This is a genomic window from Streptomyces sp. NPDC048462 (assembly GCF_043200175.1).
In the GTDB taxonomy this organism is placed as follows: Bacteria; Actinomycetota; Actinomycetes; order Streptomycetales; family Streptomycetaceae; genus Streptomyces.
On sequence record NZ_JBICXG010000020.1, the window covers coordinates 109,929 to 121,785 of the forward strand.

The 11,857-nt window shown below is 72.3% G+C and carries 13 protein-coding genes; 8 read left to right on the plus strand and 5 right to left on the minus strand.

What is annotated here, in order from left to right; all coding sequences use genetic code 11:
• Positions 1–94: 94 nt before the first annotated feature.
• From hmgA to ACGFU6_RS28355, 3 genes are all read left to right on the plus strand, one after another.
• Positions 95–1,423: a homogentisate 1,2-dioxygenase gene (gene hmgA, locus ACGFU6_RS28345; RefSeq protein WP_393614947.1), complete on the plus strand. Its 1,329-nt coding sequence runs from the start codon at positions 95–97 to the stop codon at positions 1,421–1,423.
• Positions 1,424–1,566: 143 nt separating this feature from the next.
• The gene (locus ACGFU6_RS28350) at positions 1,567–2,352 is read left to right on the plus strand and encodes a GntR family transcriptional regulator (RefSeq protein WP_393614949.1); all 786 of its coding nucleotides are present in this window, start codon (positions 1,567–1,569) and stop codon (positions 2,350–2,352) included.
• 59 nt (positions 2,353–2,411) lie between these two features.
• Positions 2,412–3,674: a type ISP restriction/modification enzyme gene (locus tag ACGFU6_RS28355; RefSeq protein ID WP_393614951.1), complete on the plus strand. Its 1,263-nt coding sequence runs from the start codon at positions 2,412–2,414 to the stop codon at positions 3,672–3,674.
• Positions 3,675–3,695: 21 nt separating this feature from the next.
• Here the strand turns inward: ACGFU6_RS28355 and ACGFU6_RS28360 are convergent, their stop codons facing one another.
• On the minus strand, positions 3,696–4,406 hold the full coding sequence (locus tag ACGFU6_RS28360; RefSeq protein ID WP_393614953.1) for a TetR/AcrR family transcriptional regulator C-terminal domain-containing protein: 711 nt from the start codon (positions 4,404–4,406) through the stop codon (positions 3,696–3,698).
• A 63-nt stretch (positions 4,407–4,469) separates the two neighbouring features.
• On the opposite strand from ACGFU6_RS28360, the gene ACGFU6_RS28365 reads away from it, so the two are divergent.
• Positions 4,470–5,447, plus strand: a complete 978-nt coding sequence (locus ACGFU6_RS28365) for an ATP-binding cassette domain-containing protein (protein ID WP_393614955.1) — start codon at positions 4,470–4,472, stop codon at positions 5,445–5,447.
• On the plus strand, positions 5,444–6,280 hold the full coding sequence (locus ACGFU6_RS28370) for an ABC transporter permease (RefSeq protein ID WP_393614957.1): 837 nt from the start codon (positions 5,444–5,446) through the stop codon (positions 6,278–6,280). The genes ACGFU6_RS28365 and ACGFU6_RS28370 overlap by 4 nt, the downstream gene beginning before the upstream one ends.
• A gap of 15 nt (positions 6,281–6,295) precedes the next feature.
• On the opposite strand, the gene ACGFU6_RS28375 is transcribed toward ACGFU6_RS28370, so the two are convergent.
• The 3 genes from ACGFU6_RS28375 to ACGFU6_RS28385 form a co-directional block, all read right to left on the minus strand.
• Positions 6,296–6,910, minus strand: coding sequence for a TetR/AcrR family transcriptional regulator (locus tag ACGFU6_RS28375; protein ID WP_393614959.1), 615 nt, complete (start codon positions 6,908–6,910; stop codon positions 6,296–6,298).
• A gap of 177 nt (positions 6,911–7,087) precedes the next feature.
• Positions 7,088–7,351 (minus strand): hypothetical protein, encoded by a 264-nt coding sequence (locus ACGFU6_RS28380; protein WP_123528064.1) that lies wholly within the window; start codon positions 7,349–7,351, stop codon positions 7,088–7,090.
• A 258-nt stretch (positions 7,352–7,609) separates the two neighbouring features.
• Entirely contained in the window at positions 7,610–8,419 is an 810-nt protein-coding gene (locus tag ACGFU6_RS28385) for an SGNH/GDSL hydrolase family protein (protein WP_393614961.1), read from the minus strand.
• Positions 8,420–8,656: 237 nt separating this feature from the next.
• Here ACGFU6_RS28385 and ACGFU6_RS28390 point away from each other — a divergent pair, with 237 nt between their 5' ends.
• On the plus strand, positions 8,657–9,763 hold the full coding sequence (locus ACGFU6_RS28390) for a DUF5925 domain-containing protein (protein WP_393614963.1): 1,107 nt from the start codon (positions 8,657–8,659) through the stop codon (positions 9,761–9,763).
• 114 nt (positions 9,764–9,877) lie between these two features.
• Here the strand turns inward: ACGFU6_RS28390 and ACGFU6_RS28395 are convergent, their stop codons facing one another.
• On the minus strand, positions 9,878–10,252 hold the full coding sequence (locus ACGFU6_RS28395) for a GntR family transcriptional regulator (RefSeq protein WP_123528062.1): 375 nt from the start codon (positions 10,250–10,252) through the stop codon (positions 9,878–9,880).
• 139 nt (positions 10,253–10,391) lie between these two features.
• Between ACGFU6_RS28395 and ACGFU6_RS28400 the strand changes: the two genes are divergently transcribed.
• The gene (locus ACGFU6_RS28400; protein WP_393614965.1) at positions 10,392–11,312 is read left to right on the plus strand and encodes a GNAT family N-acetyltransferase; all 921 of its coding nucleotides are present in this window, start codon (positions 10,392–10,394) and stop codon (positions 11,310–11,312) included.
• Complete coding sequence (locus ACGFU6_RS28405) at positions 11,293–11,826, plus strand: DUF402 domain-containing protein (protein WP_393614967.1); 534 nt, start codon at positions 11,293–11,295, stop codon at positions 11,824–11,826. Before ACGFU6_RS28400 ends, ACGFU6_RS28405 begins: the two co-directional genes overlap by 20 nt.
• Positions 11,827–11,857: the final 31 nt, after the last annotated feature.

An 11,857-nucleotide genomic window follows, 5' to 3' on the forward strand; every position in this document is an offset into this window, starting at 1 on the left:
TTTGGAACCCCCCTGCGCACGGCGAATGCCGTTGACTCGCCTCCTTTTGATTCCTACGGTTACCCATAGGATTCCTTCGGCACCGGGAGCGCACATGAGCGGCATCGAGCAGGCGAGGAAGACGGCGGAAGGGCTGGAGCACTCCGCCGGTTTCGGAAATCAACACAGCTCGGAGGCGGTGCCGGGGGCACTGCCGCACGGCCGCAACTCGCCGCAGCGCGCACCCCTGGGGCTCTACGCGGAGCAGCTGAGCGGCTCGGCGTTCACCGAGCCCCGGGCCCACAACCGCCGCTCGTGGCTGTACCGGATCCGCCCCTCCGCAGCCCATCCCCCGTTCCGCCGGACCGACAACGGGACCGTGCGCACCGCCCCGTTCACCGAGTCCGTCCCCGATCCCAACCGGCTGCGCTGGGACCCGCTCCCGGAGCCCGCACCCGGAACCGACTTCCTGTCCGGCCTGTGGACGCTGGGGGGCAACGGCGACGCGGCGCAGCGCAGCGGCATGGCCGTGCACCTCTACCACGCCAACACCGCGATGACGGACCGGGTGTTCAGCGACAGCGACGGCGAGCTGCTGATCGTCCCCGAGCACGGCGGCCTCCTGCTCCGCACCGAACTGGGCCTGCTGCGAGCCGAACCGGGCCACGTGGCGCTGATCCCGCGCGGCGTCCGCTTCCGGGTAGAACTGCTCGACGCCACCGCGCGGGGCTACGTCTGCGAGAACTACGGGCAGCCCTTCACCCTCCCCGATCTGGGCCCGATCGGCGCCAACGGCCTCGCCAACGCACGGGACTTCCTCGCCCCGGCCGCCGCGTACGAGGATGTGCGGCGCCCGGTCGAGGTGGTCAACAAGTTCTGCGGCAACCTCTGGTCCGCGACATACGACCACTCGCCGCTCGACGTGGTCGCCTGGCACGGCAACCACACCCCGTACGTCTACGACCTGCACCGGTTCAATGTCATCGGCTCGGTCAGCTACGACCACCCGGACCCGTCGATCTTCACGGTGCTGACCTCGCCGTCGGACACCCCCGGGCTGGCCGGGGTCGACTTCGTGGTGTTCGCCCCGCGCTGGCTGGTCGGCGAGGACACCTTCCGGCCGCCGTACTTCCACCGCAACGTGATGAGCGAGTACATGGGCCTGATCGAGGGCGCCTACGACGCGAAGACGGCCGGCAAGGGGGGTTTCGTGCCCGGCGGCGGCTCGCTGCACAACATGATGTCGGCGCACGGCCCGGACCGGGAGACGTTCGACCGGGCGAGCGCCGCGGAGCTGAAGCCGCAGAAGATCGACGACGGTCTGGCGTTCATGTTCGAGACCCGCTGGCCCGTCACGGCGACCGGCCAGGCCGCGACCGCCGGCCATCTCCAGCACGGCTACGACGACGTGTGGCAGGGTCTGAGCAGCAACTTCAGGCCGTAGGCCGTGTCCGCGAAGTCCCGCCCGGTCCGCGACGCCTGGCACGCACACTCGCCGCGAACCAAGCCCTCCGGGCCCACGACGGGACTTCGCGGACACGACCTGTCGCATACCCAGCGCCAGTGACGACGAATGCAGGTGACCAGGTGTCGCAGACCCCTCTGAAGCCCCCCGCGCCACAGGGCGCCGCCTTCGCACCCGACTCACTGGTCCTGAACCGCAAACTGCCGCTGTGGTACCAGGTCTCACAGTCCTTGCGGGCCTCGATACTGGGCCGTACCCCGGACGCCACACTGCGGCTGCCGACCGAGGAACAGCTCGCCGCGCACTACGGCGTCAGCGTCCTCACCATGCGGCAGGCGCTCAAGGAGCTGGAGACGGAGGGGCTGATCAGCCGGCACCGGCGGCGCGGCACGTTCATCGAGCCGCGCGCCCGCCGGGTGTCGCCGGTCCGGCTGCTCGGCTCGATCGACGCGATCGTCGCCCAGCAGTCGGGAGAGCTGACCACGCTGCTCGACCACGGCCCGCTGGCCGTACCGGGCGATGTCGCGGAGCACTTCCCCGGCTGCCCGGAGGTCGTCGGCTACCGGCGGCTGCGGTGCGAGGAGGACTCCGGCGAGCCGACGAACTGGGCGCAGAACTGGCTCCATCCACAGGTCGCGGCCGGGCTCGACCCGGCGGACCTGGAACGCTGGCCGATGACCAAGGTACTGCGCGACCGGATCGGGGTCCGGATCGCGCGGATCACCGACACGGTCGAGGCCCGGCTCGCCGACCCGGTCACCGCCGAGCTGCTCCGGGTCCCGCTGCTCAGCCCGATCCTGTACTACACGGGCGTGACGTACGACGAGAGCGGCCGGGTGGTCGATGTGGCGCAGATCCGTTACCGCGGCGACCGGTTCTCGTTCTCGGTCACGGTGGAAGCGCACTGACACCCGGCCCGGTACCCGCACAAAGGCGCCCTGACGCGGGGTCCGGCAGCGCCGTTACGATGCCGGGGAAGGCGGGCGGACGTGGCGACGGGGAGGACGACACGGTGGCAGCTCCGGCAGCGGCGGGCTCCGGCGAGGGCCCGTACGGCCCGCTCCTCGACGACCTCATGCCGTGGTCCGTGCGGCCGCTCAGGACCGGGCGTCCCTGGGTGACGGCCCCGGACGCGGCCTCGCTCAGGGCCCGCTGGGAGCGCCTCGCACGGGCCGATGACACCGAGCGCGAGCGGCTGTTCGCCCCCACCCGGTCCCGTACCCCGCACACGACGGTGGCCGCGCTGCCCGGACAGGCCACCGCGACCGGCCGGTTCGCCCGCGAGCCGGGCCCGTGCCCGGAGCCGGTCCGGATCCTGCACGGCCCGTTCGACGAGCAGTGGCTGCTCCCCGACCACCGGCTGATAGACACCGCCAGGCCCGAACTGTGGCGGGTAGCCGATGGGCACCAGCTGTTCGTCGTCGAGCACGGCCGGATCCCCCAGGACACCGGCCCCGCGCTGTCCGTGACGGCGCTGCTCCCCGACGGGCACTCCCCCGCGGGCCGCCCCGGCCGCATCCGGCCGCTCTACCGGCGTCCCGGCGGCCTCGAACCCAATCTGGCGCCCGGCCTGATCGCGCTGCTGCGCGCCCGGCACGGGGACGCGGTCTCCTGCGAGTCCGTACTGGCGTGGATCCTCGCGGCGGCCCGGCACTCCCCGGCCGGCTGCGTGGTGCCGCTGCCCTCGGACACCGCGCGCTGGACGACGGGGGTGGAGCTGGGGCGGGAGCTGCTGAGGCTCCAGCTGCGCGGGGCCCGCGGCGGGGAGCGGCCGAGGCTGCCGGGCGGACGCCGCCCGTACGTGCGGGCCACCGTGCCGCCCGCCCCGTCGGAGCTGGCCTACGACGCCGAGGAGCAGGTGCTGCGGATCGGTACGGGGCGCGTCTCGCCGGTGCCCGCGGGGGCGTGGGAGTTCCGGGTGGGCGGCGTACGGATGCTGGAGCTGTGGTTCGGCCGGCGTACGGCGGCGGCCGGGGCTGACGGGCTGGAGTCCGTACGGCCGCGCGCCTGGCCGCAGGAGTGGACGTCCGAGCTGCTGGAACTGATCACGCTGCTCGCCCTGCTGGCCGAACTGCGGCCCCGGCAGGACGCTCTGGCACCCGGCCCGCTGATCGGCGCGGCGGAGCTGCGGGCGGCGGGCGTGCTGCCGGTGACGCCCTCGGCCCGGCGGCCCGCGTCCGTGCTCGACCACCAGGAGGAGGGCCCGGACGGGCAGTTCGCGCTGCTGTGACCGGGCCCGCCCTGATCCGAACTAGGGGCGGTCGAACCCGTCCAGCACCCGGGCGAGCGCCCGCTCGAAGACGGCCTCCAGGTCGATCGGCCCCGGGTCCTCGGCGAATCCGGCCGCCATCCGCGGGTACTTGCCGGTCATGATCTGACTGATCAGATACTCGGTGCGGGCCGCCTGCTCCTGCTCCTCGGACCAGGGCAGCGACCGGCTGCGCTCCGCCGTGGCGATCTCGTTGGCGGTGTAGGTGGTGACCACGCCGTTGATCATGGCGATGAGTTCCATCTTCTCGCCGAACCGCACGTCGAGCCCGTCCAGACAGCTCAGCGCGTACTCCAGGTAGCGCAGGACGTTCGGGCTGAAGCCGTACACCGGTGACATCAGCCGGGGCATCCAGGTGTGGCGGTGCATCATCGCCCGGGCCTGGTGGGCGACGGCGAGGAGATCGGCGCGCCAGTCACCGGACGGGTCCGGGTAGTCGTAGTCGGCGCTGACCGTGTCAAGCATCAGCTCGTACAGATCCTCCTTGCGGGGCACGTAGTTGTAGAGCGACATGGTGCCGCAGCCGAGCTCGGCCGCCACCTTGCGCATCGACACCGCGTCGAGCCCGTCCGCGTCCGCGATGCGCACGGCGGCCGCCGCGATGTCCGCACGGCTGAACGCGGGTTTGGGCCCCCGGCCCGCCCGCTCGGGACGCGCCCAGATCACTTCCGGTACAGCGGGTCGCCCCACCATTGATCATCACCTCGACCACCATGGTAGTTACGTACACCGTACGTAGTGCGCTATCGTTGCGACATGACAACTACGTACGCCGTACTTAGTGAAGGTCTGGAGAAGCGCTACGGCTCCGTCCACGCGCTGCGCGGCCTCGATCTGGCCGTCGCCGAAGGCACCGTCTGCGGAGTGCTGGGGCCCAACGGCGCAGGCAAGACCACCGCCGTCCGCGTCCTCACCACGTTGACCGCGCCCGACAGCGGGAGCGCGCGGGTCGCCGGTCACGACGTGGTGCGCGAGGCCGGCGCGGTACGGGCGGCGATCGGCGTCACGGGGCAGAGCGCCTCGGTCGACGGCGAGCTGTCCGGCCGGCAGAACCTGCGGCTCTTCGCCCGGCTGCTCAAGTTCCGCGGCGAGGCCGCGCGCGGCCGGGCCGACGAGCTCCTCGAACGCTTCGAGCTGACCGACGCGGCCGACCGCCCGGCCCGCACCTACTCCGGCGGGATGCGGCGCAGACTGGACCTCGCCGCCAGCCTGCTGACCCGCCCGCACGTGCTGTTCCTGGACGAACCGACCACCGGTCTCGACCCGCACAGCCGCAACCAGATCTGGACCGCGGTGCGCGAGCTGACGGGCGCCGGCACCACGGTGCTGCTCACCACGCAGTACCTGGAGGAGGCCGATCAGCTGGCCGACGACATCGTCCTCATCGACAGCGGCCGGGCGGCCCACCGGGGCACCCCCGCCGAACTGAAGGCGCAGATCGGCAGCTACGCCGAGGTGGTCGTCGGCCATGCGTCGGCGCTCCTCCCGGCCGCCGCCGTACTGGACCGGCTGACGGGCTCCGAACCGCTCCTGGACCACGAGCGCCGCACGGTGGGCGTCGTCGCCACCGACCCCACGCTCACGCTCCCCCGGATCGTGCGCGAGCTGGACGCGGCGGGCGCCGCGGTGATCGACGCGAGCCTGCGCCCGCCCACCCTCGACGAGGTCTTCCTCCGGCTGACCGGCCGCGACAGCGGCCGGGCGGCCCCAGCGACGAAGGAGATGGCGGCATGAGCGGAAACGCACTCGTGGCGGAGCGGCCCACCACAGGCGCCGGGAGCGGCGCGAGCACACCGGTCACGGACGGACTGGCCGTCCTGGGCCGCCACCTGCAGCGGATCAAGGCGGCCCCGGGCGTACTGATCCTGACCCAGACCATGCCGATCACGATGCTGCTGTTCTTCGGGTACGTCTTCGGCAGCGCCCTGGCCGTGCCGGGCCAGGAGTACCGCTCCTTCCTGGTGCCGGGGCTGCTGGCGGCGACCGCCGCGAACGGCATCATGACCGGGATGTTCCAGTCCGCCCAGGACTGCCACCGGGGCGTGATGGACCGCTTCCGGACGCTGCCGATGAGCCGTTCCGCCGTGCCGTTCGGGCAGACCTCGGCCGATCTGCTGACCACGGCCGTCGGCATGATCCCGCTGGTTCTGGTCGGGCTCGCGGTGGGCTGGCGGATCGAGGGCGGCCCGGCTGCGGCGGTGGGGGCGTTCGGCCTGCTGATGCTGTTCCGGTTCGCCACCTCGTGGGTGGGCTGCTGGCTCGGACTGCTGATCCGGAACGAGGAGGCGGCCGGCCAGATCGGCTCCGCCACGTTCATCCTGCCGCTGCTCTCCAGCGCGTACATCCCGACCGGCAACCTGCCCGGCTGGCTGCGGGTCCTCGCGGAGTGGAACCCGATCAGCGCCGCCGCCTCGGCCGTCCGCGACCTCGCCGGGAACACCGCACCGGCCGCGGACTCCGCCTGGCCGGTCGCGCACCCGGTGGCCGGGACGCTCCTGTGGTCGGCGGTACTGCTGGCGGTCGCCGTACCGCTGTCCGTACGCCGGTACGCGCGCGGCGGCGAGTGACGGGCGCGGGGAGCCTCAGGGGCCGTCGGGCAGTGCGGCCGGGCGGTCCAGCGCGCCCAGCAGTGAGATGAAGCTCGACTCCAGAAAGGCGCCGAGCTCCACCAGCGCGTCCGGCTCGTCGAGCGGCCAGCTGGTGACCGCCTCCTCGGCGAAGGCCATCCAGGCCCGTGCGGCGACGAGCAGCCGCGGCGAATCCGGCATCCCGAGCCGCCGCTGCCCCTCCTCCACCCGCCGGGCCAGGGTGGCGCGGGTGGACTCGACGATGTCCTCCACCGCCGGATGGCTGCCGGCGGCGCCGCGCACCAGGGCGAGGTAGACCTTGCGGTGCTCGGTGACGTAGGCCGCGAATCCGGCGATGAACGACCGCAGCCAGGGGACGGGCTCCAGTGAGGGGTCCGGCTCCGTGGCCGCGGCGAAGTCGTCGCACTCCCGCCGCACCACACTGCGGTAGAAGTCGCGCTTGGAGTCGAAGTAGTGGAAGAGCAGCCCCCGGGAGATACCGGCGCGGCGCGCCACGTCGTCGGTGGAGAGCTCGTCCAGCGAGCAATCGGCGAGCATGTCCACGCCAATCGATACCAGCTGCGCCCTTCGCTCGTCGGGACTCAGACGCGCGGCTCGCTTCTCGGGCATGCCGTCAGTCTAGAAGTATTTCGGCGCCGAATTACCTGGACACCCGCTCGACCCCCGTCCGACATGCACCCCCGGCGACACCGAAGCCCCCACGCGGACATGGCGACGCGCCACTGCCGACTCCGGGGATGACGGAAGAGTGGGCAGCAGCGCGATACCTGGACCGGGGCCGTCGAATCAGCGGCGGCTGCCGAAGAGCGAGCGTCGCAGTCGTCGCAGAGGCGCGAAGAGCGAGACCCGCGCGCTCTTGCTCCGGCGTGTGTGCGCGGCGTCGCGCGAGGTCAGCTCGCGCATCAGCAACGTCGCCTCCGCGGAATCGCGCTGCGGGACGACAGGGCCGCCCAGCACCGCGAGATGGCGGTCGAGGCGCGAACTCGTCGCACCGCTTCCGCAGGTAATAGCAGGCACTCGCGGCCTGCTGCGCACCGTTATCTGTTCCATGTCACTCCCCACCCGTACGAGGGCACCCGACCCGGGCAGGTTAACCCTATCCCCCCGCGGCGACACTCGTGTATCCCGGGCACAGGATTGAGCACACACATACGGAGGTTGACGACGGTACTCCGGATTTGCCCGATTCCAGGGCGAGTTGGACAGAACGTCGAGGACCGGACACCGCCGGCCCGGTCTGCGGAAGGCACCCGGAAGAGGGCCCCGGCCTGCGGGACCCCCTCCCTGCGGAAGGGTTCTGGCGCCGGCTCAGGCCACCGAGTCCAGGACCGGAAGATAGCCACCGGACTGCCCGGCGGCGAAGGGGTGGTAGGACTCGCCGATGTCGAGCCAGTTGAGACTGTGCAGCCAGGCGCTCCCCGAGCAGATCTCGTGCCCGGTGAACTTCCCCGCGACATCACCGAAGGTGAAGCCGTGGTCGGCCGCACGCTTGGCGGTGGCCGCGTTCAGGTAGTCGGACGCGCCGTTGATGGCGGCGCGCACCTTGTCGCTGAGCCCGACGACACAGCTGCCGCCGATCTTGTAGAAGCGCGGGTAGCCGAGGACGACGACATGGGCGGACGGGGCCTTGGCACTGATGGCGTCGTACACCGTATTGAGCTTGCCGGGCAGCGTGGAGTCCACGTAACTGCGAGCGGTGGCGATCCGGTTGAGGCAGGTGGCCTCCGACTGGAGGACGCAGGTAGTCATGACGTCGGAGAACCCGGCGTCGTTGCCGCCGATGGAGATGGAGACGAGGTCGGTCGAGGCGTTGAGCGGGCCCAGCTGGCCGGCCGTCACATCGCCGGTGCGCGCCCCCGAACAGGCGGTGAAGGCGAACGAGGCGGGCGAGTTGGCGGCCGCCCAGAGCGAGGGGTACGCGAGGGTGCTGCGCTTGCAGTCACCGCTGGAGCCGATGTAGCTGCCGGAGCCGACACCCGAGGAGTACGAGTCGCCGAGGGCGACATAGTCGACGGCCTGGACGGACGGAGCGGCGTTCGCGGTGGCCACCCCGGTCAGGGCGATGACGGCACCGAGCAGGAGCGAGGACGAGAACGCCACGAGTCTGGACATTTTCATGGAACCTCCCTTGGACCGACCAGCAGGATCTCTGCCACATACGTGGTAGCAGCAGGGACAGCCATTCCGGAAGTGTGCATGCCAAGTCCATCGGATGAGCTTTTGGCGCCGGTCCCCTGAGGGCGCGTCACTCCGGCGCTCCGGGGGAGCGCGCGCAACGGCGGGCACCGCGGTCCGAGCCGCGCAAGGAGCGAAACCTGGGTGCGCCCGGTGCCCCGGTGCCGGATCATGGGCGCCATGTCTGCCACCCCCGAGTCAGCTCTGCCGATCCGGCTCACCATCGACGACAGCGACTCCCCGTCCGACGTCGTCGACGCCCTGTTCCTCGGCCGGTTCGCGACGGGCGAGCAGTCGTACGCGCACGCCACCTCGCTCGACCGGGTCCGGAGCGGGGCGACGCTGCTGCCCGCCTCCGCCACGGTGCTGCGCGCCGCCCGGGACGACTCCCGCAGCGCCATGCTCGCGGAGGGCGAGGGCTGGACGCTGCTCGTCTCGCGGTGGAACCGGGGCGCCGACGTCACCGTCACCGCGACCAGCCCCGAACTGGCCCGGAAGGTGCTCGACGAGGCCACCGACGGCGCCCAGGACGAACCCGAGCCGCAGCCCGACAGCGTGACGATGGGCTTCTGGCACATGTCGCCGCGCCGCGGCCCGAGCCGCACCACCCGGCAGATCACGGCCGGCGCCTGGGACGAGGTCCGCGCCAACTACACCGCACCGGTGGCCGATGCCATGGACGGGCTGATGAAGCTCACCCCGCAGGACATCGCGGGCCGGCTGCTCCTGCTGCACGGTCCGCCCGGCACCGGCAAGACCTCCGCGCTGCGCACCCTTGCACGGTCCTGGCGGGACTGGTGCCAGGTCGACTGCGTCCTCGATCCCGAGCACCTCTTCAACGACGTCGGCTATCTGATGGACATCGCGATCGGCGAGGACGACGGCACGGCGGAGGGCCGTTGGCGGCTGCTGCTCCTGGAGGACTGCGACGAACTGATCCGCGGCGAGGCCAAGCACACGGCCGGCCAGGCGCTCTCCCGGCTGCTGAACCTCACGGACGGGCTGCTGGGCCAGGGCCGCAACGTCCTTGTCGGGATCACCACCAACGAGGACCTGGAACGCCTGCACCCGGCGGTCGTCCGGCCGGGCCGCTGCCTGGCCCGGATCGAGGTGGGCCCGCTGACCCGCAAGGAGTCGGTCGCGTGGCTGGGCAACGACGAGGGCCTGGCCCGCGACGGGTCCCCCGGCGGCGTGACCCTGGCGGAGCTGTACGCGCTGCGCCGCGGCAAGGGTCCCGCCTCGGTCCCGAAGCAGGACTCGGGCGCGGACGCGGGTCTGTACCTCTGAGCACCGGGCCGGACCCGCGCGGGCCCGGCCGCGACAGCCCGCACGTCCCGAACCGGCCCGTACGGCCCGATCCGCCCGGCCCGAACCAGCCCCCCGGCGCGCACCGCCCTCACCTCACCCCGCGTACACCGCCCGCACCGCGTCCTGGGCGAGCGCGAGCGCCCGTGCGCGGGACAGCCCGAGCCGCCGGGCCTGTTCCGCGTACTCCCGCGCGGCCGAGGCGGCGTTGCGCTCGGCCGCGTCCCCCGCGGCGGCGATGAGCGTCCCGTTGCGCCCACGGGTCTCGATCACCCCGTCCGCCTCCAGGGCCCGGTACGCCTTGGCGACCGTGTTGGCGGCGAGGCCCAGCTCCTCGGCCAAGCCGCGTACGGTCGGAAGTCTGTAGCCCACCGGCAGGGCGCCGGAGCGCGCCAGTTCGGAGATCTGGGTGCGCAGCTGCTCGTACGGGGCGGCGCCGGAATCCGGGTCAACGGAGATCTTCAGAGTCACGGCCCGATTCTCCCCCCACCCCCCGGGGCCACCCGCGCCCGCCCCGCCGACGCCTCCCGGGGCGGCCCCCACCGCGGCAGGGGCCGGCGCCGGGAAAATCACGGGCGGACCGGCGGTGCCTCCGGGTACGGTCCGGCGCATGACTGTCATCGTTCGCGAGTTCCGCACCTCCGACGCCGAGGACTGGGTACGGGTGCGACGCGCGGCGCTCCCGTTCATGGTGACCACTCCGGAAGCGGTCGTCTCCGGCCTGGCGAACGCCCATCCCGACAAGCGGTCCCGCCTGCTGGTCGCGGAGGAGGACGGTGAGATCATCGGAACCGCCGAGGCCGGTCTCGCTCATGAGAGCCCCACACCCGGTCAGGCGTCCTGCAATCCGCACGTCCATCCGGAGCGGACCGGCCGGGGTGCGGGTTCGCTGCTGCTGCGCACGGCCGAGGAGTATCTGGCTCTGGCCGGTGCGAGCGAGGTCTACGCCTGGGTGCTGGACACCCCGCGCGACCGGGCCTTCGCGGAGCGGCACGGCTACGCGCCCAGCCGGCCGGCGCACTTCATGCACCTGGATCTGGCCGGCGGCACGCTGCCGCCCCGTCAGGAGCTCCCGCCCGGTGTCGAGCTGCGGACCGCCGCCGATTTCGATCACGATCCGCGACCGCTCTTCGAGGCGGACGCCGAGACGACGGCGGACGAGCCGAGCGACACTCCGGCCCAGCTGTCGGGCTACGAGGAGTGGCTCACCGAGATCTGGGGCAATCCCGCGTTCGACCACCGCCTCACCTCGGTCGCGATGGTCGACGGCGAGGTCGCCGCGTTCAGCGTGGCGGAGTGCGACGGCTCGGGCCGTTACTGGTCGGGGATGACGGGCACCCGGCGGGCGTACCGCGGCCGCGGTCTCGCGAAGCTCGCCAAGAACGACTCGCTGCACCGGGCGCGCGCCGCCGGGTACACCGACGCGTTCACCGGCAACGACGCCGACAACGGTCCGATGCTGGCGATCAACCGCTGGTTCGGCTACGAGATCTGCGCCTCGGAGGTACGCCATGTCCGCAAGCTCGGCTGACACCGGACGGAACGCCGGACCGGACTCCGCGACCGGCACCGGGCTGACCGTCGTCCTGGTCAAGGCCGGGAAGACCAAGATCCGGTACCCCGCCGCCCTGGTCGCCGACGACGGCACCCGGGTGACGGTGCGGGCGCCCTGGGCCGCCCCCGGGGTCCGCGACTTCGGCTTCGTACGCTTCGAACCGGGTGACGTCTTCACCGAGCACTACTGGCGCGACGCCTGGTTCGCGGTGAAGGAGGTCCGCAGCGGCGCGGGTGAACTCAAGGGCTGGTACTGCGATGTGACCCGCCCGGCCGTGCTGCGGGGCGGTGAGCTGCTCGTCGAGGACCTGGACCTCGACCTGTGGGTGTCGGCGGACCGCTCCGGCGTACTGCGGCTGGACGAGGACGAGTTCGAGGAGAGCGGGCTGGCCGGACGCGATCCCAAGGCGGCGCGGGCCGCCCTCGCGGCGCTGGACGAGCTGGAACGCCTCGCCCGCACACCGGAGGGTCTCGCCGCTCTGCTGGGCTGAGACCCCGCACCGCCCGGCCCGCCCGCGCGCG

Bases quoted from the DNA above. Each gene is read 5' to 3' on its own strand.
- hmgA (WP_393614947.1), top strand. From the start codon at position 95: ATGAGCGGCATCGAGCAGGCGAGGAAGACGGCGGAAGGGCTGGAGCAC.
- ACGFU6_RS28355 (WP_393614951.1), top strand. From the start codon at position 2,412: ATGCCGGGGAAGGCGGGCGGACGTGGCGACGGGGAGGACGACACGGTG.
- ACGFU6_RS28360 (WP_393614953.1), bottom strand. From the start codon at position 4,406: ATGGTGGGGCGACCCGCTGTACCGGAAGTGATCTGGGCGCGTCCCGAG.
- ACGFU6_RS28365 (WP_393614955.1), top strand. From the start codon at position 4,470: ATGACAACTACGTACGCCGTACTTAGTGAAGGTCTGGAGAAGCGCTAC.
- ACGFU6_RS28370 (WP_393614957.1), top strand. From the start codon at position 5,444: ATGAGCGGAAACGCACTCGTGGCGGAGCGGCCCACCACAGGCGCCGGG.
- ACGFU6_RS28375 (WP_393614959.1), bottom strand. From the start codon at position 6,910: ATGCCCGAGAAGCGAGCCGCGCGTCTGAGTCCCGACGAGCGAAGGGCG.
- ACGFU6_RS28380 (WP_123528064.1), bottom strand. From the start codon at position 7,351: ATGGAACAGATAACGGTGCGCAGCAGGCCGCGAGTGCCTGCTATTACC.
- ACGFU6_RS28385 (WP_393614961.1), bottom strand. From the start codon at position 8,419: ATGAAAATGTCCAGACTCGTGGCGTTCTCGTCCTCGCTCCTGCTCGGT.
- ACGFU6_RS28390 (WP_393614963.1), top strand. From the start codon at position 8,657: ATGTCTGCCACCCCCGAGTCAGCTCTGCCGATCCGGCTCACCATCGAC.
- ACGFU6_RS28400 (WP_393614965.1), top strand. From the start codon at position 10,392: ATGACTGTCATCGTTCGCGAGTTCCGCACCTCCGACGCCGAGGACTGG.
- ACGFU6_RS28405 (WP_393614967.1), top strand. From the start codon at position 11,293: ATGTCCGCAAGCTCGGCTGACACCGGACGGAACGCCGGACCGGACTCC.